Origin of the sequence: Paenibacillus allorhizosphaerae, assembly GCF_042659105.1 — a bacterium.
Lineage (GTDB): Bacteria > Bacillota > Bacilli > Paenibacillales > NBRC-103111 > Paenibacillus_G > Paenibacillus_G allorhizosphaerae.
The window spans coordinates 591618-616787 of the sequence record NZ_JBHSRV010000003.1 but is presented as its reverse complement, the minus strand read 5'-3'; the positions used below and the strand labels follow the sequence as shown (position 1 = coordinate 616787).

The window sequence follows — 25170 nt, the reverse complement described above, 5'->3', positions numbered from 1 at the left end:
TGATGGCGGAATTCGAACCGATCATCGAAGCCGTCGGCGTCACCCGAACGTTCGGCAAAGGATCGGCAGCCGTACACGCGCTGCGCGGAGCGAATCTGAGCATTGCACCCGGTCGTCTTGTCGCGCTCAAGGGGCGTTCCGGCTCCGGCAAAACAACGCTGTTGAACATGCTCGGATCGCTCGACCGGCCGACTGATGGCGCGATTTATTTCAAAGGCAAGGACATTACCGGATGGTCCGATAAGCAGCGCAATGAGCTGCGGCGGACGGAGCTCGGGTTAATATTTCAGTCGTTCGCGCTCGTGCCTTATATGTCCGCTTACGAGAATGTGGAATTCGGCCTGCGGATCGCGGGGGTTGCCGCCTCCAAGCGGAGGGAGTATGCCGAGCAGGCGCTTGATTTTGTCGGCCTCAAGCCAAGGATGAAGCATCGCCCGTTCGAATTGTCCGGCGGCGAACAGCAGCGCGTGGCGATCGCGCGGGCCATTTCGCACCGGCCTTCGCTGCTGCTCGCGGATGAGCCGACGGCGGAGCTAGACAGCCGCATGGGGCTGCAGGTGATGAAGGTGTTCAAAGATTTGGTGCAGCAGGAGCGCATGACGATCATTTTAACGACGCATGACCCGGCCATTATGGAGATTGTCGATCAAGTATACGCATTGGAGGATGGACACATTGTGGAACAAGGATAAGGTTGCCGGCGGGCAACGGTTGTGGACTCCGCTAGCCGTAACGGTTGCGCTGTCCGCCGTTTTATCCGGCTGCAGTCTGCTTCCGAGAGAGGAAGAGGCGCTGAAGCCGCCGCTGGTCAAACCCGTCAAGGAAAATTTCGAGCTGTACGAGGTGAAGCGGGGCAACATTACGAAACAGGTTACCGGAGTCGGAACATTTGCGTCGGACCGGCTGCAGTACTTGTATTTTCCCGAGTCGGGCGGACGGCTCAACGCCATGAACGTATCGCTCGGCACGAAAGTAGCGGTAGGGGATGTCATCGCTCAGCTGGAGACCGGCGATCTGGTCAGCAAAATCAAGCAGCAGGAAATCGTCGTCGAGAAGGCCAAAATCGTGCTGGATCAGACGAAAGAAGAGCAGCGCGGCGACGCCGCCTCGATTCGGTTGAAGCTGCTTGACGTGCAGAAGGAACAAATTCAGCTTGATTTATTGAAAGGTCAGCTGGAGCGGGCCAAGCTCGTTTCGAACGTCGACGGCATCGTTACTTTCGTCGATCCGATCAAGCAGGGCGATCCGGTTACAGCTTACAAGACGCTGGTCACCGTTTCAGATCCGAAACGAATGAAGCTGGTGTACGAATTTTCCAACTTGAACGATTTGACCGGCATTCAAGTCGGCATGCAGGCCTCTGTGAAAATCAAGGGCAAGCCGTTTGAAGGCCAGGTCGTGCAAATTCCCGCAACCGCACCGCAATCCGAAGTCAAAGCGGTTAATGACAAAAACGCCAAAACCGTCGTCATTTCCGTTACCGACTTGCCGCCCGAAGTGACTATAGGCAACAACGCAGACATTACGATCGTCACGGAACAAAGGGAAAACGTGCTTATGATCCCGAAAGTCGGTCTGCGCTCTTACCTTGGCCGGGATTACGTTCAGGTGCTGGAAGGCGACAGCCGCAAAGAAATCGATGTCGAGAAAGGCGTCGTCTCTTCGACCGAAGTGGAGATCCGCAAGGGGCTCAAGGAAGGCCAGAAGGTGATTTTAAACAATTGAGGTGACGCTTCGTGGCGTTATTGGTCATGATGATTCGCAAGATGGTCAAGAACAAGTGGCTCGAGCTGAGCTTGCTGCTCGGACTTGTCATTTCCGTTGGATTGGCGAGTAGTATGCCGATCTACACGAACGCCATCCTGCATCGTTTGTTGATAAAAGATTTGGAGCTGCTTCAAACCGATTCGGAGCAATATCCGGGCGTGCTGTGGACGTCCGTGTATTCGACCAGCGACCTGGGGCCGGAAGAGTCGGTCAAACGGATGCGCGAATCCGACCGGTATATGCAGGACAAAATGCTGCCGCGTCTTGATTTGCCGATCAAGAGCTACATGATCGAGAGAGCGACGGACCGGTACAAAATGAGTCCTGTCGATCCGGAGCGGGTAGACCCGGAAGTGAACCGCGTGGCCGATATCGTCGGCATGAGCGACTTGGAAGCGCATGCGGCGCTGAAAGACGGACAGTGGCCCAAGAAGGAGCCGGTGAACGGCGTATACGAAGTGTTGGTTGTGGAAGAAGCGCTGACCAATATGAAAATGATCGTCGGCAACGAGTTCGTCATTTCAGACGAAGGGGCGAATCCGCTGCGGTTTAAAGTGGTCGGCGTCATCGACCGAAAGTCATACGACGACCTGTACTGGTACAATTATTTGTCCAGCTACCGAGGAAGCTTCCTGCTGCCGTTCGAAACGTTTGAAAAATCGTTCATGGAAGATAAATTGGCGTTCGTGCGCTCGTCCATCTGGTATACGGCCGTCGATTACAACGCGATGGAGCTGAGTTCGATCGGAAAGTTCGCTTCCGCGTATAATGGCACCGAAGCCTTTCTAGGCGAGCGGTTCGAAAATGTATCGATGAAAGCGCCTGCGCTGCAGACGATGGCCGGTTATTACGCGAAAGAAGAGAAGCTCCGGGTGATGCTTTGGTCGCTCAATGTTCCGGTCATGATCATGCTGGCTTACTATTTGTTCATGGTGTCCAATCTGATCACCGACCGGCAAAAGACGGAGATCGCCGTATTGCGGAGCCGTGGAGCCAGCCGGCTTCAAATCGTAGCGAGCTACTTGATCGAGGGCGTCCTCCTGGGCGCGATGGCGCTTGCGATCGGACCTCTGCTCGGCCTTCAGTTGACGAAGGTGCTCGGCGCCTCCAACGGCTTTCTCGAATTCGTTCAGCGTGCGGCGCTGAAAGTGAATTTAACCGAGGATGCGTATCAATACGGCCTCGTTGCCGTGCTTTGCTCGATCGTCATGACGATTTTGCCGGTGCTGTTCGCTACCCGGGCAACCATTGTCGGTCACAAGCAGCAGATGGCTCGTCAGCATAAGCATTCGTTCTGGCACAAATATTTTATCGATATCGTGCTGATGGGCGTCGCGCTATATGGACTGCAGACTTTCCGTCGGCGGATGGGCGACTTGCAGGCACTGGGGTTGGACGCTTCGGACTTGCAGATCGATCCGCTCCTGTTTCTTGTACCGGCCTTGTTCATTTTGGGTTCCGCCTTTTTGCTGCTGCGGATTTATCCGTTCCTGATCCAACTGCTGTATGCCGTCGGACGAAAATGGTGGCCGCCTTCGCTCTATTCGACTTTGCTGCAGGTGGGACGATCGACGACGCAGTATCAGGCGATCATGGTGTTCCTGAGCGTAACGCTCGCAACAGGAATGTTCAGCGCCAGTGCAGCGCGGACGATTAACAAAAACGCGAGCGAGAAAATATTGTACGCGAACGGTGCGGATATCGCAGTGAAAATCAAATGGGAAGACGATGCGCCGATCGCGGGCGCTGGAGAAGAAACGGACGAAACGGACACAGGGGATGAAGAAGCCCCCGCCGCACCGGTAACGCCAACTGTGCCGATTCCGGTCGTGAAGAAAAAAGTGCAGTATTCCGAGCCGCCGTTTCTTCCGATGACGCAGCTTCCGGGCGTGGAGCATGCGGCCAAAGTGTTTGTGAAAAAAGATGCGACGGTGACCGTCGGCAAAGAGAAAGAAACGATCACGATGATGGGCATCGATACGGATGATTTCGGTTATACCTCGTGGCTGAGGAACGGACTGCTCGATCATCATTTTTACGACTATTTGAATATGATGGCTTCGTCTCCTTCGGCCGTATTGATTTCCCGCTCGATTGCCGACCGGTTCCATTTGAAGCCGGGCGACCATTTATATGCTGGCTGGAACGGCGTGGAAAGCGCCATGTTCAACATCTACGGCATTATCGATTACTGGCCGTCATGGAACCCGAACCCGAATTTTAACGACAAAACGCCAACATCCGGTACCGCAGCGGGCAATGCGAAAACGGCGCCAAAGATCAAATACCCGATGCTCGTCGTCGGCCACTTATCGTACATGCAGAACAATATGGCGCTCGAGCCTTACGATGTTTGGCTGAAGATGAAGCCGGACGCGGGGAGCCAGCAGCTTTATCAGGCGATGGAGGACAAGAACATTCCGGTCTCGGAGCTGAGCGATGCGAAACAAATGCTGATCCGCGTCAAAAACGATCCGTTCCAGCTTGCGATCAACGGGGTCATGACGCTAGGCTTCCTGATTTCCATCATTATCAGCTTTTGCGGCTTCCTGCTTTATTGGGTGCTATCATTGTCGGGAAGGGTACTGCAGCTTGGGATTCTTCGGGCGATGGGGATATCGTTCCGGCAGCTCATGGTGATGCTGGTCGGCGAGCAGCTCATGACGTCAGGAGCTGCGATTGCTATCGGCGTGCTGCTCGGGAACGTGACGAGCCGGCTGTTCGTGCCGATGTTTCAGCTGTCGCTGCAAACGTCGTCGCAGGTGCCGCCGTTCCAGGTTACTTTCGATCCGCGCGATCAGATGCAGCTCTATATGATCGTAGGCGTCATGCTGGCGATCGGGCTGTTCATTCTCGGGTCGATGCTGTCCCGGATCAAGATCCATCAGGCTGTCAAGCTTGGGGAGGACTAAGGGAGGCTGTGCGTTGATACATTGTGACAATCTCGTAAAAATATACAAAATTGCCGATCTCGAGGTCGTCGCCCTGCAAGGGCTCGACCTTCATGTCGAGCCTGGCGAGCTGATGGCGATTATCGGCAACAGCGGCAGCGGCAAATCGACGCTGCTCAATATGCTGGGCGGTTTGGATCGTCCGTCGGCGGGCCAACTGCTCGTCGACGGGAAAGATTTACTCAAGTTTACCGAGAAGGATCTGGTGAAATATAAGCGCGAAACGGTCGGATTCGTCTGGCAAAACAATGCGCGCAATTTGATCCCCTACTTAACGGCGCAAGAAAATGTGGAGCTGCCGATATTGCTTAAAGGCAAGCGCAAGAGGGAGCGGGCCATCGAATTGCTAGACGCGGTAGGACTAAGCCACCGGCGAGGAAACAAGCTGAACCAGCTGTCCGGAGGCGAGCAGCAGCGGGTTGCGATCGCTATCGCCTTAGCCAATCAGCCGAAGCTGCTGCTTGCCGATGAGCCGACCGGGTCGGTAGATACGAAGATGGCGAATCAGATACTCGATTTGTTCCGCGATTTGAACCGGAATCTGGGACTGACCGTCGTAATTGTTACGCATGATCCGCTGCTCGCCAAAAAAGTCGACCGCGTCGTTGCGATACGGGATGGCAAAACGTCCTCGGAAATTATAAGGCGGAAATCGTATGCCGACGAGCTTGCTGAGCTGGAACAGGGCGCATTGCAGGCGGAAGAGGAAGAATCCCACGTGGAATATGCCGTAATCGACAAAGCCGGGCGGCTTCAGATTCCGTCGGAGATGCTGCAGACGATCGGTTTGAAACAGTCGAACAAGGTGAGAGTGCAGGTGGAGGATGGCCGCATCGTGCTGCTGCCCCCGGAAGAGAAGGAGGAACGCTAAATTGTACCGATCGAATAAGGTGAAATGGGCGCTGATCTTCATGCTGGCCGCCGTCCCGGCAGCGGGTATAGGACCGTCGGCAGTTGTGAACGCCCAGAGCGAGGCATACCAGCGCGACGTATTGTCCGCAGCGCAGCAGCTCGATATGGTTTACGTTACGAAGAACGCATACTTTGAATTGAAAAATGCGGTCATCCTGCCTTCGGAGAACGGCCGTATGCTGTTCTTTACCATAACGGTGAATAACGGAGAAGCAAAGGAACTGCCATTTCTCGATTATTGGGTGCGCGTCGGCAGCAAAGGCGGAACGGAATTCGAAGCGCAGCTGCTGCCTCAGGACAAAGCAAAGAAAGAGGTACCCGCCGGCCAGCAGGTCGACTATTCGTTCTATGCGCCGGTTAACGACAGCGTAACGCTCGGCGACTTGAAATTCCGTATCACGCACTGGAATTATAATTTGGCTGCGCTTGAAGAAACGGTAGGCGCAATCTCCTTCCCGGATGATGTAGGATCGGTCCTCTCGACGTCCAGCGGCAGCCGTACGCTGAACTTCGGCAGCTTCCCGGTGGAAGCGCAAGTAACGAAAAATTACGTTCAGGAGAAGGAAGCGCATTTGTCCCCGAGGTTGATGCTGAAGCTGACGAACCACGGAGGGTCCAGTTTGAAGCTTCCCGGGCTGCAATATTCACTGCGGACGGCAAACGGGGCGTTGTATCCGCTCGAGGCCATCGTTCCGGCCGATAAGCAGCTGCTGACGCCGGAGGTTTCCGTAGAGTTTCAATTGAAAGGCTCGTTGCTTCCGAAATCGGCGGCTGCGGGCGAGTGGGAAGTCGTCATCTCCCAGCCCGTCTCCATAACAAGCGATCAGAAGCTGAATTATCCGATCGCTTCGCTCACGGTGCCGGCGGCTTCGATGGAGACGATTCCTGTTGGAAGTCCGGTCGAATATACGAATTTGACAGGAACGTATCGTTTGCAGGTAGAGAAGCTGCAGCGGATGCCTTGGGAAGACCAGGATATTTTGAGCGCCGATTTGACGCTGACGCATCAGGAAACGACTTCGCTGCCATTCCCGGAACTCAAAGCGTACTTCCTGCTGGATGACGGGGTCAAAGTGGAGGCAAAGGCGATACGTACGGATCGTGCAGCGGGTCTTCCTCCAGGTATTCCGATGCATGTGCAAATTGCGGCCAAAATTCCGTATTCCTACCCGTATTCTTCCGCCAAGCTCGTTGTGAATGAGAAGGTGAACGAGCAGACAACGGAAGAGATGGCACAGTTCGATATGCCCCTAACGGGAACGGGGCTGAAGACGGTTGTTCTCGGCGATAAGCAGCCGATCACCGGAGCCGGGCGCAGCGCGACGTACGCACCCAGTGCGGTCAACACGTACTCAGACGATACATCACAATGGTATGAAGTGCAGCTGGAAACGACGAATATGGAGAAGCGTTCGGCGGCGCTGCCGAAAGTCGCTGCTTTTTTAAAGACAACGGACGATCGGCTGTTTCCGATGAAAATCCGTGAGGTGAAACAGAAGCTTAATCCTTCAGGCAAAGCGATGCAATCGCTGATCGCGAAACTGCCGAAAGACATGGATACGGCTGGTCTTAAGATGGTTATCGGAGAAGCGGTGACAGATACGCACTGGACGGGAGTAGATGAGAAAGCGGATGCCTATTTGAATGCGGTTGAGATGGAAATCCCTTCGGAAAATGCGACACCGAAATCGAATTTGAAAGATATCGAGTTTTTTCCATACAAGCTTACACTATCGCGGATACAAACTGGACTGGACCGGACGAAGCTGACGATCGCTTTCGATTACAAGCTGGAAAGGGACAACTACTATGAGACCGTTACCGACGGTCAAAAGTTGATCATTCAATTCCAAGATTCCAGAAGAAACGTTACGATCGAGGAAGTTTTCTATTTAGAGTCGAAACCGGATGATGACGATAAAAAGGTCGATTTGGGATTGCATGATTACAAAATAACGAAAGCGGATGCAGAACTTATATTTAGGGTTGAGCAATTAAAGCAATATAAAATATCCGTATTCTCCGAACTTCAAGGAAAGCGGAAATTGCTTGCCTCACAGTTCGTGGATTGGTTTGTAGTACTCGAATAAACCTTACAGCGCCCTTGCGGTGCTTTTTTCTTTTGAGGGTGGTTATGGTAAAATAAAAATAATTCTGATACGAAAGGACTCAGCCGCGTATGCGCATAGGCGTTGTATCCGATACTCATATGTTCGGCAGAGCCGCTCGTCTGCCGGATACGCTGGTGGAAGGTCTTCAGGGCGTTGATATGATTTTGCATGCGGGCGATTGGATGGATGAAGGCGTCGTTGAACTGTTCGCATTGATCGCTCCGGTGGACGGAGTGGCAGGCAATAACGACGGTCTGGAGATCGTCAGACGTTTCGGAAGGCGCAAGGTGCTGAAGATAGCCGGATATCGCATCGGCATCGTCCATGGCGACGGCGGCCGCTCTACATCGGAAACGGCTTACCGTGCTTTTCTCGACGGCGACGGTAAAGGAACAGTCGATGTGGTGCTGTTCGGTCATTCCCATATTCCGTATATGGAAAGCCGTAACGGGGTGCTGCTCTTTAACCCCGGTTCCCCGACCGACAAGCGCAGGCAGCCCCGGTACTCGTATGGCATCCTAACGTTGGGGCCGCAACCGGTAGGCGAGCATTATTATTACGATCGCAAATAATTCGATATTCATCTCTTGAAAAACAAGACGGAGGGACTAAATATGACGCAATGGAAAGAAATTACGACGATCGAAGAGTGGAATCGACTTCTGGAAGGATCGGGCGTTAAGCCGATCGTTGTATTAAAGCATAGCACGGCTTGTCCGGTAAGCTCAAATGCGCTGGATGAATATGAATCCTACTTGGCCAAAGAACCGAACACCGACGTGGATTATGTCATGGTAAAAGTGATCGAATCGCGCCCCGTATCCAATCAAATTGCCGAAGATACCGGCGTGAAGCATGCTTCTCCGCAAATTTTATATATTAAAAATAAGGAAACCATATGGAATACTTCCCATTGGTCCATTACAAAGGCGCATATGACTGCCGTACTCAACTAAGCCGACCGATCGGCAGAAAAGGGAGGTTGCCGCATGAGCGTACAGCCGTTTCCGTTTTTTTCCGGCGCTTTATATCAGCGCAAGCTCTGTAACGTGTACTTGCCTACGAGCTACGATGCTTCGCAGGACCGGCGTTATCCGGTCGTTTATTTGCTGCATGGATTGTACGGCCATGAAGCCAGTTGGATCATGAAAGGCAATGTCGAAGTGACGCTCGATGCGATGATCGCATCGGGCGAATTCCGTGAAAGCATCGTCGTGATGCCGAGCGACGGGGGATACGGACAAGGAACCTTTTATATCAACTGGTATAACGGTGCAGGACGATTTGAAGACTACTTGTTGTATGATCTCATTCCTGCCGTAGACCGGGAGTTCCGTACGGTGGCCGACCGTTCCAGCCGTGCGGCATGCGGATTATCCATGGGCGGCTATGGAGCCTTCGTACTCGCGCTGCGCAATCCGGAGCTGTTCGGCGCCGCCGCTAGCATATCGGGTGCACTCATGTCGACGGCGCTGATGACCGAAGATCTACTGAGAACCGAAATTTCGCGCATGATCGGACCGGTGCAGGGACCTTATGTACGAGAGCACGATCTGCATGTGCTTGCTTCCCAGAGAGTAAGGGGGGAGCAGCGGCCGGCACTGCATTTTAACTGCGGGACGTCCGATTATTTATATCCGCTGAACACCGCGTACAAAGTGCTGCTCGACCAACTTGGATATCCGCATGAATATCTTGAATTCGAGGGCGACCACAACTGGGATTATTTTGGGCTTCATTTGAAAGAGGCGCTCCGGTTTATCGAGCAGTATTTTGCACAAGCGTAGCCGAAGTTCCCGTCCAGGGTTTACGCACATGGGCCGATTTTCGGTGATCGGCACTCGAGCGATATATCGCATCACCAACAAAAAGAAGAGCGTCTCTTTCCGCTGCAATCCGAAGCGGTTAGAGACGCTTTTTTCTTATTAAGCCTGCCGCGCCGCGCCACTGAACGTGGAATATGTCGTTTCGGCGAATGCATCCTCCCAGCAGAAGACACGCGATTGTAACAGCTCACGGTAGGTTGCTTTTTTTGTGTAGCGGTCACAAAATGTTAATCCGTTTGCGAACGGGATCAGAGAATGGGCTGTTGCCCCTCCATATCCGCCGCTTTCCTCATTGCCCCCCATTTTTTATATAATGCTAACGCCTTCGCGTAATAAGACGAAGCCTCGGCCGGCTTACCGGTTCCCGAATAAAATTTAGCCGCACATTCGCATGCCATCGCTTCGAATTGAACAAAACGCTGCAAACCCGCATGATGGATCGCTTGATCGTATAAAGAGGCGGACAGCTCCGGTTTCTCGATGATCCGGTTCCATTCGGCCTCGAGCAGAAGCTTCAAGTGCAAAAAATTATCGGGTGAATGACGGGACCATTTGTCCAGAAAGCGCAGGCTTTTGCGAATCATTCGCTTATACCGTTTCCGGGTGGCCTCTGGCCGTGAGGCATACAACCCGGCGAACACCATCCCTCTGTGGAAATGATGCAAATGCATATGAGGCAAGCCGAACACGGTGGTTATGGACGCTTCCGCAAGCTCGCAAATGCGTTCAGCCGCTTCGAGCCGGTTCATCATGTAGTAGGATTGCGCGCGAAGCGCGTAATACGTATGGATGGTCGCTTTGTTCGTCAGCCGCTCCAAGTGATCGACTTCGTCGTCTGTCATAAAGGCATCGTCCTGAGCGGTCTTCTGCTCTTGCTGGAATGCTAGCGGCGCCTCTTTCATATAAAGCACGTACCGCTGCAGTACGGTAAAAATCGAAATCGCATCCTGATCCTGCGCTTTATATATAAAGCTGTGGTAGGCGTCCGATTCCTTCAGTACTTCAGATAACGGATCGCCCCGAAATAGCCGCAAAAAGAAGCTGAACGTAATCGAATACCCGGCGTATACAAAATCGCCCGATTCTATGCCGTACTGGTATGCTTTTTGCAAGTAGCCGACATTGGCTCCTATGTGGCCGCTGAGCGAGCTCGTAAAGCCGCCGTATGCAAAATATACTTTGCTCTTGGTCGGCAGATGGTCGAACATATCGCTCAGTTGGAGACCGAGCAAGCCGTAAGCTCTGCCGGATTTTAGCCTGCCGAGCAATGAGCTGACAATGACGCCATAGGCAGAGTAAGCGTAAGCCGACCCTTCGGAATGACCATAATGCAGCGAATAACTGAACGTGCGCAGCATCAAACAAATGTATAAGCCGGAATTCACAAAGTAGGACGGCGGAATGAGATTGACCATCAGCTGCATGACGGCTTTATGGTTCGGATTCGTCATCAGCGGGTGATCGATCAAGTCTTCCGGCCGTTTCAGCCCAACATAATAACGTGCTTTTACCATTTCCCACAGCATACGCGGTGTGCTGACTTGGGATGGAAATTTGATCCCGAATAGGCGCAAACCGTCAAGTCCGACTTGAAGCGCTTCTTCATGCTGGCCAAGATTCGTATAGAGCACCATCATCAAATTATAAATATCCGCTTTCTCGAATTTCGTTTTTACATGCTGCAGAAGGGTTGCGAAGATGCGTTTTGCCTCGTCAAAATGTCCGCACAAATAGTTCAGCTCGGCCAGTTCCATGTGGACCTCGAAGGCGGTGGCGTATGCAACAATCCAACAATCGCCGGGCTGAAGTAAATTCACTGCACTCACAGCGTAATGAAACGCCGTTTCGTAGGCCGAGTTCCCTTTCGCTTTACGGCATGCTTTCAAGTTGAGCATCAGCAGATTATCTTTTTCCTCGAGCTTATCGAGCAGTTCAGCGCCAAGATTAAGCTGTTTGACGATATCGAACAACCGGTCCTCCCGTTGTTCGAAGTTCAGTTCCCGCTGCAGCGACTGGCCGATCCGGAGATGAATCCGCTTCTTTTCCTCGTTCGGCACGATCGAGTACACCGCTTGGTGAACGCGGTCATGCATAAATTTATACAACGCCGAAGAGGAACGATCAGGGGAACGGATATGGGCAATGCGCAACAGCATCCCTTCATCGATCGCCTTCGTGAGCAGCACGGCTGCTTCGCCATCGGGAAGCTTTGTCACAAGCGAGAGCGTTTCCGGCGTAAATTCGTTCCCGATGCAGGCGGCATCCATAAGAATCCGCTGCACCGGTTCCGGCAAACGGCGAATTTTCGTCATCATAAAATCCACTACATTGTCGGTAATATAAAGCTCGTCGATTTGGTCAGTATCCCATTCCCAGCAATATTCCGACACATTGAATCGCAGCAGCCGGAGATCGTATAGCGAACGAAAAAATTGCTTCGCAAAAAATGCGTTGCCTTTCGTCTTGCGCATCAGCAGCGCTGCCAGCGTCGCTATCGACTGTTTTGTGGGATGAAGCGAATCGGCTAGCAATTTGCTCATGTGCGACTCGCTCAATGGCTCGAGCACGATGTGCGACATTTGAATTCGCCGGATGCGGGAGAGCTTGACGAGCATTCGCTGCAGCGGATGGTTATCCGTAATTTCCTGGCCCCGGTACGCCCCGATAAACATGATGTATTTGCCGTCTGAGCTGTGCAGCAGATCGGTTATGAGCTGGATGGAAGCGGGATCGGCCCATTGCAAATCGTCCAAAAAGTAAACAAGCGGATGATCCTTCGTTGAAAATACGGATAAATATTGATGAAGCGTCATCAGAAACCGATTGTACATTTCCGTAGGCGGCAGTTTCGCCAGTGGGGGCTGTTTGCCGAGAATACGTTCCAAATCCGGGTTCATATCGATCAGCACTTGACCGTTAGGCCCGACAGCGTCATTAATTTGTTGTATTTTCACTTGATATTGTTCTTTGTCCAGCGAAAGCAGATGATGAAACAGCTGGCGTCCAATTTGATGAATGGCTCGGTACGGAATCTCCTGCTTATACTGGTCGAATTTGCCGGACATGAATAAACCTTTCCCACGCTGCATCGTTTGCCGAAACTCATGGATCAGAAACGATTTGCCGATGCCCGACAAACCGCTGACGAATACGGTCTCAAAACCCCCTAACAACGCGCGCTGGTATGACTGAAGCAGCGTGTGCATCTCGGAATCTCTGCCATACAGCGTATCAGAAATTTGCAGTTCCATGGTTGATTCCGCGGTAACCGAGGGAGGGGTGCCGTTGTTCCATTCGGAGCGCAGCCGAAGAAAGAAAAGCTCCAAATCCCGTTCCAACGCTTGGGCGCTTTGGTAGCGACGCTCCGGTTGAACGGCCATGCATCTCAAAATGATATCCGACAACGCCTTCGGTACGTGCCCGTCAGCTTCGAGCTGCGTCGTGAGAGTATGGAGCCGCTCCATATCGTCCTTATGATAGAATGGCTGTTTTCCTGTTGCAAATCGGTAAAACAACGCACCAAGCGAATACAAATCCGCCCGTTCATCGAAGGAGAATGCCGTGTCGCTCATGCGCTCAGGAGCCGCATACGGCAAATGTTCTTCGTCTAATGCATTTGAATCAAGGGCGCAGGCACTTTCATCTTGCACTATTTCACTATCTCCAAACGACACAAGGGAACAAATATGCTGCAGCTGGGTCAGAATCAGCTTCTTTCGATCCGTTTCGATAAAGAAAGAGAAGGGGGAAATCGCCTGATGGACATACTTCAACCGATGAAGCTTGCCAATCATTTGAACGGCGGCAATCGCTAGCTGCAACAATTCAACGATGTCCAGCGGCTTGGCTGTCAAATAGGCGGGTAGCGGAATCGCTGCGGTTTCGCCCAAATCGAGCGCAGGGCGGCCTTCAAGCACAAGCCGTCTCGCTGGAACCAACATCTCTTCATGTTTGAAGAGCCGGCTGTTGGCGTATTCCTGCTCAAGAAGCGCGTCATAAGCCGCCGACTTGCTTTGCTTGATAATTTTTACTTTCCCCGTATCACGATGCTTTGCACGGTAAATAATGGATTGAGCATGCTCCTGAATTCGCTCCATAAACGCCGTTTCCAAGTTCCAAGTCAAGGGAATATCCTCCGTACGCGTCGTTGTCCACTAATTGTACTTTCTTAGGCTACTTGAGGCAACCAATATTTTGCAATGAGTTCCAGTACTGGTAAACGACTTCATAGTTTCATTTCCAAAGTCTTGAAAAAAAAGACCCCTTGCGGAGTCTGTAGCATGCAATAAATTATGATCCTCTCTTCGGCAATCCTTCGGACAGGCGCTGCATATATTGTAAAAACTGCTGACGTTCCTTCTCGTTAAATTGGCCGAACGCGTCCGACAGCGTCTCCGCCCATTCGGATTCCGTCCGGTGGATAATGGCGGTACCCTCATCGGTAAGCCCTACCATTCGTACACGCGCATCAGGCTGACTGCTAACACGATAAACGAAATTCGCTTTCTCCAGCCTGTCGATCATTTGCGTCATGGTGCTGGAGCGAACGTCAAGATGGATCGCGAGCTGACCGATCGTGCAAGGTCCTTTGCGGTAAAGGTGTCGGAGGAGAAGCCATTGCACCCGAGTTAGCGGACTTTCCTGCTGATCGAAAGCTTTCGAACGCATATGGCGGTTAATCGTTTGCAAATATGTCACAAAATGCTCCAGCATTTCTCTCGTTTCCATAATAAAACCTCCATGACCCCTATTATATCGTGCGGCTCAACACAATGGCAATTCGAAGGCGGTGCGCACTTGTAAATGCTGTCTGAAGCGGTTGTGTTGGTCCCGTCTGGCAAGGCGTCCGGCAATCTATATCCTATTTCATGCAGTTTTGTTTGCAGGTAGAAATCAACTAGATTATAATCGGTTGCAATTGAGGTTGTAAATCATTTTCATTTACGATTTTTCAAAAAGATGGAATGGATTTTTGTATAATATCAATTTTGTTATATAATAAAGATTAAAGCACTTATTTATTACAGGTTGCGTCCGGCACGCGCGCAGGCGGTGACGGCATTCGACAAGTGGAGGACAGCGCATGAAAGTGGCCATTGCTGGCGGCACCGGGTTTGTCGGCAAGCATCTGACAGATTATTATTTGAAGAAAAAGGCGTCGATCGTTCTGATCTCCCGCCAAAAAAAACGTTCTGACAATCCGATGATCCGGCATATTACCTGGTCGGAGCTCGAGACGAATATTATGCCGCTTGCAGGCGTGGATGCGATCGTCAATTTGGCGGGCGAGTCCATCAATCAACGCTGGACTCACGAGGCGAAAGAGCGGATTTTGAAATCCCGTCTCGATGCCGTTGAGCGAGTCAGCAGCATGATCGAGCGGTTGGAAAAAAAACCGGTGCTTGTCAACGCGTCGGGCATTTCCATCTACGGCACATCCGAGAAAGAAACGTTTACCGAGGAAAGCGAGCTGCATGTGGACGATTTTTTGTCCAAAGTCGTGGATCAATGGGAGATGGCGGCAGAGCATATTCCCGATACGCGGGTCGTCTTGCTGAGAGTAGGCATCGTGCTTGGAAATGACGGCGGCGCTTTTCCGAAGATGGCATTACCGTTTAAGTTTGGAGTGGGCGGCCGTGTAGGAAGCGGCAAGCAAGTGCTGTCCTGGATTCACATTGACGATATATGCCGTCTGATCGATTTTTGCATCGAAAATGAAGATATCGAAGGTCCGGTCAATGCAACGGCTCCGCATGCAGTGACAAACGATGAGTTCGGCCGCGCGCTCGCAAGAGCGATGCATAGGCCCTACTTGTTCCCGGTACCGGCTTTTGTCATGAAGCTGATGTTCGGGGAATTATCCGAGTTGCTGCTCAAAGGACAACGGGTGATCCCGCTCGTGGCTATGAACAAACAATTTCCTTTTTTATTTCCGAGTATCGACCTTGCGCTAAGAAATCTGGTCACGGGAAATCAGGTGGTGCGCAAATGATACAATACGGTTCGAGTGAACTGAAGGAGATTCGATTTGCGAATATGCGGGCTATGGCGGAACGCAGGGGTCAATGGTTGGACATTGAAGTAAGCTTTGACTTGACGGACGGCAGCGAGCTGCCGGAAGAACTGGAACATTTGACGGCACTGCTGATCTGCACGCATGATGGCGCAATCGTGCAATTCGTCCCGCAGGATGAAGGCAGGGATTGTGAGTTCCAGTTCACGGAACTGGAGAAGGAGCAGCTGCGTTCCTTCTATGAAAGCAACGTGCTGCCGAGGCTTTCGGAACTTGTGCGGTGATTCGCCGGGAGCGTGGCTTTCGCTTCATTCGATTAAGTCTCGAATGAAGCCTGATGCCCTATATACAAAATACAAAGAGCACCTCATGCCAACTATCGGCGGAGGTGCTCTTTTTCGGATCGTACGAAGCGCGTAATGATGTCGATTGCGTTGATCTGAAGAGCTCGCAGATGCCTTCTAAAAGGAAGGCACCGCCATCCATCTCGAGCGTCTTGCCTTGGTTATACCAGGATTAATCCTCGTTCTTGTTCAGCGCGGCTTTAAGCGCGTCGCCTAGACTCGAGGACAGCTGCACGTTGTCGCTGAATTGCTTGGCGAGGTGCGACTGCTGCCGTTTCGAAGCGCGTCCGCCGCCGGCGTCGTTCAGCATCTCAACGACGTTGCAAGGGCGGCACTGCGCGTATTTTCCGGCTTTGCCGGAATGAATCTCCATCTTCTTGTGGCACTGCGGGCAGCGCTTGCCTGACAACGCCGGTTCCGCGGCACGCGAATAACTGCATTCGCGGCTGCTGCAAACGAGCCGCTTGCCTCGTTTGCTCTTGATCTCCTGCAGCGGGGTGCCGCATTCGGGGCAGCGGGAATGGGTCAAATTATGCGGCTTGTATTCCACATCGCTTTCTTTGACCTGACGCACGATAACGGACGTTTGCTCCCGAATTCGCGTCATGAAGGCACCGGCGTCACCGTTACCTTTGGCGATGCGCTCCAGTTCCTGTTCCCAAGCAGCCGTCAGTTCCGAAGAGCGAAGCTCAGGGACGACGAGCTCGATCAGTTGGGCGCCTTTACCGGTTGGCTGCAGCGTATTCATCTTTCGCTCGATCGTATCGGTTTGCAGCAGCTTTTCGATAATATCGGCACGGGTGGCCGGCGTACCCAGGTGCTGTTTCTCCATCACAGTGAGCAGACCTGCCTCGGTGTAGCGCGCCGGCGGTTTCGTCGCCTGCTTATGGAGCTGCAAGCGGAAGTCTTTCAGTTCACCACCGGCCTGCAGCGGCGGGAGCGATTGCAGGGAGGTCGGCTCGTCGCCGGCCGACCCTTCCTCGTCGTCGTCCGTTTCCGCAGTCGTCTCCTGGCCGGTTACCGCTTTCCAACCGGCGTCGACCGTGATGCGCCCTTTGGCGTGGAACGGCTCTCCGCCGATGTCGATTATCGCCGCCGTTTCGTTGAAGCGGAACGGCGAATAAAACAACGTGATAAACCGTTTCACGATCAGATCGTACAGCTTACGTTCATCGGCGCTCAGCGTATGCAGCTGCGGACGCTCGTCGGTCGGAATGATCGCATGGTGATCCGACACCTTGCTGTCGTCAATGATCCGCTTGGACAACGGCAAAGGTTTCCTCAGCAGCGGTTTGACCAGCGCGGCATATGGCGATACGTTCAACGCTTCCAATCGGGCGGGCAGCGTCGCAGCCATGTCGGAGGACAAGTAGCGCGAATCGGTGCGCGGGTACGTTACGAGCTTATGCTGCTCATACAGCCGCTGCAGCACGTTCGAAGTTTGCTTCGCAGAGAAGCCGAAGCGCCGGTTCGCATCGCGCTGCAGCTCCGTCAAATCGTAGGCAAGCGGGTGCGGTTCGCTCTTCTCTGTCGTTTTCAGCTGCGCGACCTTGGCGGAACGCGCCTGATTCAGCTGCGCGAGCAGCGCTTCTGCCGCCTCGCGGTCGAACAATCTTCCATCCGGCTGCGCCGCACTCCGCCATACCGCCTGAAACGAGCCGAGCTGCGCCCGCAGCATCCAGTAATCTTTGGATTGAAACGATTTGATCTGGCGCTCGCGCTCCATCAGCGCGGCGAGCGTCGGCGTCTGAACGCGGCCGGCGGCGAGCTGCGCCTGATGCTTGCACGTCAGCGCCCTTGTAATATTGAGGCCGACCAGCCAGTCGGCTTCTGCCCGACATACCGCGGAACGGTACAAGTTATCGTAGGCTTGCCCCGGTTTCAGCTGCGCGAATCCTTCCCGGATCGCCTTGTCCGTCTGGGAGGAAATCCACAGACGCTTGAACGGCTTGCGCCAGCGGGTCATTTCCATGATCCAACGGGCGACGAGCTCGCCTTCACGGCCTGCGTCGGTTGCGATGATGAGCTGGCCTAGATCGCTGCGCTGCACCAGTTGGGCGATCGCCTTGAACTGCGGCGTCGTTTCCCGAATGAGCTTCAGTTTCATTTTGGAAGGCAGCAGCGGAAGATCTTCTAAATTCCACGTCTTAAACTTCGGATCGTAATCTTCCGGCTCCGCGAGCGTAACGAGATGGCCCAGCGCCCAGGTAACGACATAGTCCGGGCCCTCGATATAAGATTTATGTTTCTGATGACAACCGAGCACACGGGCGATTTCTTTGGCCACGCTCGGCTTTTCTGCCAAAACGAGCGATTTCATAAGTACTCCTTTCCGCTGTAAACGACATCGTGCAATGATTTCCAAAGGCTATTGTAACATACGAGGGAGCCGAGACGAACTTTTCCTCGCCATCCGACCCGAAATGGTCTCGATCCGCGTTTCATCATCGCTTGTGAAAAAGCTCCCGGTATTCCGTAGGCGTCATGCCTTCCTGCTCCAAAAAACGCTTGTTGAAATAGCTGATGCTGGGATAGCCCGTCTGCTCTGCGATTTCCCTGACCGTCAGCTCCTCTTTCTCAAGAAGCAGCCGTTTGCTGAGCTGAAGCCGGCATAAAGTGATGAAAGTCATCGGCGTCATTTGCGTCGCTTTCCGGAACAGCCTGCAAAAATAATACGTGCTGACCCCGGCGATGCCGGCCCAATAATCCAGATCGAACGGCTGAGCGGCCTCACTCTGCATTTTCGGCAGCAGGGCGCGGATGCGGGTTTCCGTCTCCGGGCTTTTGGCGGTAGTCGGCGAAGCGGCGTGCGCCGTAAACTCGGTTAATGCCGCATACGTCAAGGTGGACAGACGGGTCATACGCAAAAAGCCATGCTCCTCCGCTTCCGCTAACAGCGACAGTATCGCCTCTTCAAGCGGTTTCCATTGGCGCATCGTCCAGATGGGGGAGCGGTGAAAGCCTTTGTTCAGCAAATAATCTTTGAGTGTGTCCCCGTAAAAATGAAACCAGCGAATGTTCCACGGGTCGTCCTTATCGCTGTAGTAACGCTGCTCCTGCATCGGAAAATATAAAAACGCGTCCCCGCGCTGCAGTGTATACTGCTGCTTTTCGGTTTGCAAATAGCCTTTGCCTTCCAGCACCAGATGAATGCTGAAATTATTGAGCGAACCGGCTTTTCGGTTGACCGAATGCTCGGACCAGTCTTTGTACCAGCCCACCGACTCCGGCAATATCATATATTCATTCTCCGTAAACGTAGGCAGCTGAACTTGGCGTCGCATCATGTGCCTCCCATTAGAGCAATATTGTGTCATATGATTGCAAAAAGCTTTTATTTTCATTTTAAGGCTCGTTCAATATAATGACAATATCGTATTAAATCATAGATCTAAAGGAGTGCTGTTGACATGAGCGCCAACAAGCTGCGCTGGGGAGTACTTGGTTGTGCGGGCATCGCGATTCGCGCGGTTATTCCGGGAACAAAGCTGTCGGAGACGGGAGAGGTCGCGGCGATTGCGAGCCGCGGCATCGAGAAAGCGCAGGAAACCGCCGCCAAGCTGAACATTCCGAAAGCATACGGAAGTTATGAAGAGCTGCTTGCGGACGACGAGATCGACGCCGTTTACATACCGCTGCCGAATCATCTGCACAAGGAATGGACCATCCGCGCCGCGCAAGCCGGTAAGCATGTGCTTTGCGAGAAGCCGGCGGCGCTTACCGCTGCGGAGATGGAAGAAATGGCAGCCGCTTGCGAACGCGCCGGCGTTACGTTTGCCGAAGCGTTCATGTATCGCTATCATCCGCGTTACGCGATGATCAAGGAAATCATCGCCTCCGGCGAAATCGGGGAGCTCCGCGGCATTCACGGCGCGTTTACGTTTAACAGCGCCGGCAACTTGAATAATGTGCGCTTCAAGCAAAACATGGGCGGCGGTTCGCTGTATGACGTCGGTGTGTATCCGCTTACAGCCGCGCGCATGATTTTGGAACGCGAGCCGGAAGCGGCGACAATGCACGCGTTGTTTTCTCCACAGCACGACAATGTCGATATGATGGCGTCGGGTCTGATCGAATTTTCCGGCGGCGTCGCGCTTACGTTCGATTGCGGCATGTGGGCGTTCGGCCGCAACAATCTGGAAATTCTCGGCACCGATGGCCGCATCGAGCTGCCGCGTGCATATACCGTCGGGCAGGACGCAGGAGATAACTTCTTTGTGATCACCAAAAACGGCAGACGCGAAGTGGAAGTACCGCGCGTTAACCAATACGCGTTGCAGGCGGATGCATTCGCCCGTTGCGTCATGAACGGGGAGCCGCTGCCGTACTCGCCGGCAGACGCTATTGCGGGCATGCGCGTCGTCGATGCATGCCTGACCTCCGCAAGAGAGCGCAGACGTGTAGAATTGTAATCGATCAACGAACTCATCTTACTTTAATAAAGGGGAACGGCCTATATGAGAACGATTCGTATCGAAGGTTTGGATAAACCGGTATCATGTTTGATTCAAGGTTCGGACTATTTCCGCCCAAGCGTGTATGACAAAGTGTGCTCGGTGCTTGATTCCTATTTTGCCATAGGCGGGAATACGATCGATACCGCTTATGGGTATTGCGGCGGCGAGAGCGAGCAAGCGATTGGCCAGTGGATGAAAGACCGCGGAAACCGCTCGGATGTCGTCATCTTGACCAAGGGCGCGCATCATGACAAGAACGGCCCGCGCGTCAACCCCGAGGCGATCGCTCACGACCTGAGCATCAGTTTGGAGCGGCTCGGTACGGACTACATCGACTTGTATGCTTTACATCGTGACGACCCGAACATCGCTGTAAGCATCATCGTCGACGCGCTCAACGAGCATATCCGCGCCGGCCGTGTCAAGGCGATCGGCGGCTCGAACTGGACCGTTCAGCGGCTGCAGGAAGCCAACGAATACGCTGCAGCCAGCGGTCAGATCGGGTTCACCTTCAGTAGTCCGAACCTGAGCCTGGCGAAAGCGAAAGAGCCGTTCTGGGCTGGATGCGTATCGGTCGACGCCGCGGATTGCGCATGGCACGAGAAGCATGAGTTTCCACTATTGTCCTGGTCGTCGCAAGCGCGCGGGTTTTTCACCGGCCGCTTCACGCCGGAGGTACGTGACAACGCTGACATGGTACGCGTATTTTACAGCGATGCCAACTGGGAGCGGTTGCGCCGTGCGGAGCAGCTCGGCAAGGAGAAAGGAGTCAGCACGATTCAAATTGCGCTGGCGTATGTGCTGAACCAGCCATTCCCGACGTGCGCGCTGATCGGCGCCCAATCTCCGGAAGAGTTGGAATCGTGCCGTCAGGGAGCGGAAATCGTTCTGACACGCGACGAGTTGAACTGGCTGGAGCACGTGGAGTAAATGTACTCCAGTGACAGTAGTTCGAACGCATGATTTACGGGTATATCCCGCATAAATGCAAATCATAAAGCGCCTCACGCCGAAAGAATACGGTGGGAGGCGCTTTATTGTTTAGCGCGGAGTGACAGAGGCTTGCCTAACTATGACATGATCTGACATAGTCTTATGGTATACTGAGAGCATCAAGCAATAGAAATGGAGATGGAACGTTCGTGTCCAAATCGAAGCGGCTCATGGAACTGATGATTGCCGTCAACAAACGAAGACGGTTTACCGTGCGGGAGCTGGCGGAAGAATTCAATGTATCCGCCCGAACGATCATGCGGGACTTGCAGGTGCTCGGAGAGCTCGGACTTCCGCTGTATGCGGAATACGGGCCGTACGGCGGGTATCGGGTGTTGAACGAACGGATGCTGCCGCCCATCATGTTCTCGGAGCAGGAGGCGGTGGCGATGTTTTTCGCTTATCAGTCGCTCCAGCATTACGGGGCGCTGCCGTTTAACGAGGAGTCCGTATCGGCGTTAAACAAGTTTTATTATTACCTTCCCGACGATACGAAACTAAAGATCGATAAAATGAAACAGCGCGTCGTCTTCTGGACGCCGAAGCGCCCGGCAGCCGTCCCGCATCTGAAGCTGCTTCTGGATGCGGCACTGCAGCAGCGGCCGCTGCGCGTCGTGTACGAATCCAAGAACGGCTCGAAAGAACGGACGATTCAACCGATCGGCGTGTATTCCTACAACGGTTTTTGGTACTGTCCCTCGTACTGTTTTTTGAAGGAAATGCACTTGTCGTTTCGCGTAGATCGTGTGCTTCAAGCCGAATGGACGGAAGAAACGCATCCGAAAGTGGATTTAAGCGATTTTACGATTACGGATTGGTTTAAGCCGCCCGAAGAGACGGACCGCGGTACGGACTTGGATCAGAAGCTTCGGGTGAACGTTCGGCTGACGGCCGAAGGGGTGCGCCGCTGCCGCTGGGAAGCCTGGTTTCAGGAAGAATTGAAGGAAGAGCCGTCAGGGGAAGGTCAGCTGACGCTGTATATTCAACCTGACGAAATCGAATTTTTCAGCCGCTATTTCGTCAATTTGGGCGCCGATGCGGTCGTGCTTGAACCGCAAGAGATGGTCGATTTTATCAGACATTCGGTTGCCCGGCTTTACGAAGCGTACGGATGCGGAGTGCAATCGAACGGGGACAAGGCATGAGCTTGGCCGTAACGGGAGAGCCGTGAGGCGCGATCTTACATTCAATATCAACCTTACCGATGCGTATCGTTCGAATTCGCACACACGGTAAACAAGTACGATCTGAACCGGGTCAATCCGATGACGAATCATGGTGTTCTCCTATACAAGATGGTATAATGTCTCACAAAAACTTCATAACAAGATGATACAGGGAGACGGAGGAACGGTCATGAAACTTAGAGTATCCGCAGTGCAATATCATTTACACACCATTTCCACGTTCGAACAATTCGCGCAGCAGGTTACACATTATGTCAAAACAGCTGAGGAGTTTGAATCGGATTTCGTGCTGTTTCCCGAACTGTTTACGACACAGCTAATGTCGATCGGCAAGGGGGACGAAAGCGGTTCGGCATTGTCCATTGAAGAGCTGCCGCAGTTCACCGACCGCTACATGGAGCTGTTCGGCACACTGGCCAAGCAGACCGGTATGCATTTGATCGGCGGTACGCACATCATTGAAGAAAGCGGCCGCTTGTACAATACCGCGTTTTTGTTTTATCCGGACGGCCGGGTAGAGGAACAGCGAAAGCTGCACATCACGCCGACGGAAGTAAAGGAATGGAGCATGGCGGCAGGAGACGGGCTTCGCGTGTTCGATACGGCCAAAGGCCGGGTCGCGATTCTTATTTGCTATGACATGGAGTTCCCGGAAATTGTGCGGATGGCGAGGGCGAAGGGGGCCGATATCTTGTTCTGCCCTTCCTGCACGGATGACAGGCACGGGTTTCATCGGGTGCGTTACACATGTCATGCGCGCACGATCGAGAATCAGGTTTACGTGGTGACGACGGGAACCGTCGGTTCGCTGCCAACGGTCGATTTCATGCGCGGCAACTACGGGCAAGCGGCGATTATAACGCCGAACGATGTGCCGTTTCCGCCGGGCGGTTTGATGACCGTCGGTGAAATCAACGGCGATATGGTCATTACGGGCGACCTGGATATATCGCTATTGCACCAGATTCGGGAAAAAGGCTCCGTTACGACATGGCGCGACCGCCGAACGGATCTTTATACGGATTGGAGCTAGGAAGGAGGCGGATTGCCTGTGACTTCGTACCGCAAGGAGCTGTATGTGCATGATCGCGGGCGTGACCGGAACGTGCATGCGGTCATCCGAAACTACACGGAACAAGATTTTGATGGCTTGATCCGAATTCAACAGGAAAGCTTTCCTCCGCCGTTTCCTTCGGAGCTGTGGTGGAACAAGGAGCAGCTTGCCAATCATATCCGGTTTTTTCCGGAGGGGGCGCTTTGCGTCGAGATTGACGGGGAGCCGGCCGCTTCCATTACCGGCCTGATCGTCGATTTCGATCCGGCTCATGCCGAGCATACATGGGAGGAGATTACGGATGCAGGCTATGTCCGTAACCATAATCCGCATGGAAATACGCTGTACATCGTCGATATTAGCGCGCGGCCGGCTTACCGGAAGCTCGGGCTCGGAAAATGGCTGATGCTCTCGATGTACGAGGTGGTCGTTCAGCTCCGCCTGAAGCGGCTGCTCGGCGGAGGCCGCCTTCCCGGCTATCACCGGGTCGCTAACGACATGGCGGCGGATGCATATGTGGAAGCGGTGCTCAAGGGAGAATTGAACGATCCGGTCATGACGTTTTTGCTCCGCTGCGGACGTACGCCGGTAAAACTTGTTCCAAACTACCTGGAAGATGACGAATCGCACCACTACGCCATGCTGATGGAGTGGCGCAATCCGTTCTTCCCGTAGCCATCCAAGCCGGAGCGCACGGCTAAAAAAGTTGCATGCGGCATGTTTAACCTTTCCCATTATGGCAACAATGGTCTACTGTACATTGACAACATGCCCTTTTTAAGGGTAAATGGGGGGTTAACATGAAATTGCGACTTGTGAAAGTAGCGCTGATTGCAGCGTTCGTGCTCGTGCTCAGCGCATGCCAAGGTCAACCGTTTTCCTGGTTCGGATCCGGCGCGAATAAACAAGCCAAACAAGCCGGACCTGATGCTCATGCGGTATCGGCGCATCCGGACGGTCATGCTGCGGCTTCTTCCGAGGGCACAGCTTCTCCGGTAACCGTCGACCTGATCGGTCTGAAAGGAACGTCCATCGGGAAAGCGAAGCTGACGCCGGTGGATGGCGGTGTACAGTTCGATGTGGAGGCAGCCTATTTGCCACGCGGGGAGCATGGCATTCACGTGCATGAGAACGGAAAATGCGAAGCGCCGAAGTTCGAATCAGCCGGGGTGCACTTCAACCCGCAGCACAAAAAGCACGGCGAATTGAATCCGGAAGGACCGCATGCGGGCGATCTTCCGAACTTGATGGTCGCCGCCGACGGAAAAGCGCAAGCGAGCTTTGTGAGCAAGATGGTGACGCTGGAAAAAGATAAGCCGAACTCGCTGTTGAAACCGGGCGGTACCGCGCTCGTCATTCATGAGAAGGCGGACGATTACAAGACGGACCCAAGCGGCAACTCCGGCGCACGCATCGCTTGCGGCGTCATTCAGTAAAACAATGTATACATAGCGGATGTTCAGCTGCGCGCTGAATATCCGCTATTTTTATTTCGTGGGTGAACTCTTGGAACAAAGAGGCTAACTGATACGTCAATAGCGTATAATGCGTCAGA

The 25170-nt window shown here is 53.3% G+C and carries 20 protein-coding genes and 1 pseudogene; 17 read left to right on the top strand and 4 right to left on the bottom strand.

What is annotated here, in order from left to right; genetic code table 11:
* Nucleotides 1-2: 2 nt before the first annotated feature.
* The 9 genes and pseudogenes from ACFQI7_RS15975 to ACFQI7_RS15935 all read left to right on the top strand — a co-directional run bounded on the left by ACFQI7_RS15975 (nucleotide 3) and on the right by ACFQI7_RS15935 (nucleotide 9528).
* Nucleotides 3-692: an ABC transporter ATP-binding protein gene (locus ACFQI7_RS15975; protein WP_218097976.1), complete on the top strand. Its 690-nt coding sequence runs from the start codon at nucleotides 3-5 to the stop codon at nucleotides 690-692.
* On the top strand, nucleotides 676-1725 hold the full coding sequence (locus tag ACFQI7_RS15970; RefSeq protein ID WP_230414703.1) for an efflux RND transporter periplasmic adaptor subunit: 1050 nt from the start codon (nucleotides 676-678) through the stop codon (nucleotides 1723-1725). Before ACFQI7_RS15975 ends, ACFQI7_RS15970 begins: the two co-directional genes overlap by 17 nt.
* 26 nt (nucleotides 1726-1751) lie before the next feature.
* A pseudogene (locus ACFQI7_RS15965) lies at nucleotides 1752-2999 on the top strand (ABC transporter permease); the annotation flags it as partial.
* Between the two features lie 639 nt (nucleotides 3000-3638).
* Entirely contained in the window at nucleotides 3639-4679 is a 1041-nt protein-coding gene (locus tag ACFQI7_RS15960; RefSeq protein WP_377517142.1) for an ABC transporter permease, read from the top strand.
* Nucleotides 4680-4692: 13 nt separating this feature from the next.
* Nucleotides 4693-5589: an ATP-binding cassette domain-containing protein gene (locus ACFQI7_RS15955; RefSeq protein WP_218097892.1), complete on the top strand. Its 897-nt coding sequence runs from the start codon at nucleotides 4693-4695 to the stop codon at nucleotides 5587-5589.
* Nucleotide 5590: 1 nt separating this feature from the next.
* Nucleotides 5591-7720 (top strand): hypothetical protein, encoded by a 2130-nt coding sequence (locus tag ACFQI7_RS15950; protein ID WP_218097891.1) that lies wholly within the window; start codon nucleotides 5591-5593, stop codon nucleotides 7718-7720.
* Nucleotides 7721-7809: 89 nt separating this feature from the next.
* Nucleotides 7810-8313, top strand: a complete 504-nt coding sequence (locus tag ACFQI7_RS15945; protein ID WP_218097890.1) for a metallophosphoesterase family protein — start codon at nucleotides 7810-7812, stop codon at nucleotides 8311-8313.
* A gap of 42 nt (nucleotides 8314-8355) precedes the next feature.
* Nucleotides 8356-8697, top strand: a complete 342-nt coding sequence (gene ytxJ / locus ACFQI7_RS15940; protein ID WP_218097889.1) for a bacillithiol system redox-active protein YtxJ — start codon at nucleotides 8356-8358, stop codon at nucleotides 8695-8697.
* A 33-nt stretch (nucleotides 8698-8730) separates the two neighbouring features.
* Nucleotides 8731-9528, top strand: coding sequence for an alpha/beta hydrolase (locus ACFQI7_RS15935; RefSeq protein ID WP_218097888.1), 798 nt, complete (start codon nucleotides 8731-8733; stop codon nucleotides 9526-9528).
* Nucleotides 9529-9815: 287 nt separating this feature from the next.
* Here ACFQI7_RS15935 and ACFQI7_RS15930 read toward each other — a convergent pair whose 3' ends face one another.
* Together ACFQI7_RS15930 and ACFQI7_RS15925 are read right to left on the bottom strand one after the other, a co-directional pair.
* Nucleotides 9816-13691 carry an ATP-binding protein gene (locus ACFQI7_RS15930; RefSeq protein WP_218097887.1) on the bottom strand — a complete coding sequence of 1292 codons (3876 nt, stop codon included), beginning with the start codon at nucleotides 13689-13691 and terminating at the stop codon, nucleotides 9816-9818.
* A 166-nt stretch (nucleotides 13692-13857) separates the two neighbouring features.
* Nucleotides 13858-14295 (bottom strand): MarR family winged helix-turn-helix transcriptional regulator, encoded by a 438-nt coding sequence (locus tag ACFQI7_RS15925; protein WP_218097886.1) that lies wholly within the window; start codon nucleotides 14293-14295, stop codon nucleotides 13858-13860.
* 355 nt (nucleotides 14296-14650) lie between these two features.
* On the opposite strand from ACFQI7_RS15925, the gene ACFQI7_RS15920 reads away from it, so the two are divergent.
* On the top strand, nucleotides 14651-15559 hold the full coding sequence (locus ACFQI7_RS15920; RefSeq protein ID WP_218097885.1) for a TIGR01777 family oxidoreductase: 909 nt from the start codon (nucleotides 14651-14653) through the stop codon (nucleotides 15557-15559).
* Nucleotides 15556-15864, top strand: a complete 309-nt coding sequence (locus ACFQI7_RS15915) for a hypothetical protein (protein WP_218097884.1) — start codon at nucleotides 15556-15558, stop codon at nucleotides 15862-15864. The genes ACFQI7_RS15920 and ACFQI7_RS15915 overlap by 4 nt, the downstream gene beginning before the upstream one ends.
* Nucleotides 15865-16096: 232 nt before the next feature.
* On the opposite strand, the gene ACFQI7_RS15910 is transcribed toward ACFQI7_RS15915, so the two are convergent.
* Nucleotides 16097-18244, bottom strand: a complete 2148-nt coding sequence (locus ACFQI7_RS15910; protein ID WP_218097883.1) for a DNA topoisomerase III — start codon at nucleotides 18242-18244, stop codon at nucleotides 16097-16099.
* Nucleotides 18245-18368: 124 nt separating this feature from the next.
* Nucleotides 18369-19208: an AraC family transcriptional regulator gene (locus ACFQI7_RS15905; RefSeq protein WP_218097975.1), complete on the bottom strand. Its 840-nt coding sequence runs from the start codon at nucleotides 19206-19208 to the stop codon at nucleotides 18369-18371.
* 126 nt (nucleotides 19209-19334) lie between these two features.
* Between ACFQI7_RS15905 and ACFQI7_RS15900 the strand changes: the two genes are divergently transcribed.
* The 6 genes from ACFQI7_RS15900 to ACFQI7_RS15875 all read left to right on the top strand — a co-directional run bounded on the left by ACFQI7_RS15900 (nucleotide 19335) and on the right by ACFQI7_RS15875 (nucleotide 25051).
* Complete coding sequence (locus ACFQI7_RS15900) at nucleotides 19335-20336, top strand: Gfo/Idh/MocA family protein (RefSeq protein WP_218097882.1); 1002 nt, start codon at nucleotides 19335-19337, stop codon at nucleotides 20334-20336.
* Between the two features lie 45 nt (nucleotides 20337-20381).
* Nucleotides 20382-21311 (top strand): aldo/keto reductase, encoded by a 930-nt coding sequence (locus tag ACFQI7_RS15895; protein WP_218097881.1) that lies wholly within the window; start codon nucleotides 20382-20384, stop codon nucleotides 21309-21311.
* A 212-nt stretch (nucleotides 21312-21523) separates the two neighbouring features.
* The gene (locus ACFQI7_RS15890; RefSeq protein WP_218097880.1) at nucleotides 21524-22519 is read left to right on the top strand and encodes a helix-turn-helix transcriptional regulator; all 996 of its coding nucleotides are present in this window, start codon (nucleotides 21524-21526) and stop codon (nucleotides 22517-22519) included.
* Nucleotides 22520-22730: 211 nt separating this feature from the next.
* Entirely contained in the window at nucleotides 22731-23594 is an 864-nt protein-coding gene (locus ACFQI7_RS15885; protein ID WP_218097879.1) for a carbon-nitrogen hydrolase family protein, read from the top strand.
* Nucleotides 23595-23612: 18 nt separating this feature from the next.
* Nucleotides 23613-24290: a GNAT family N-acetyltransferase gene (locus ACFQI7_RS15880; protein WP_218097878.1), complete on the top strand. Its 678-nt coding sequence runs from the start codon at nucleotides 23613-23615 to the stop codon at nucleotides 24288-24290.
* Between the two features lie 125 nt (nucleotides 24291-24415).
* Nucleotides 24416-25051: a superoxide dismutase family protein gene (locus ACFQI7_RS15875; protein ID WP_218097877.1), complete on the top strand. Its 636-nt coding sequence runs from the start codon at nucleotides 24416-24418 to the stop codon at nucleotides 25049-25051.
* Nucleotides 25052-25170 lie beyond the last annotated feature (119 nt).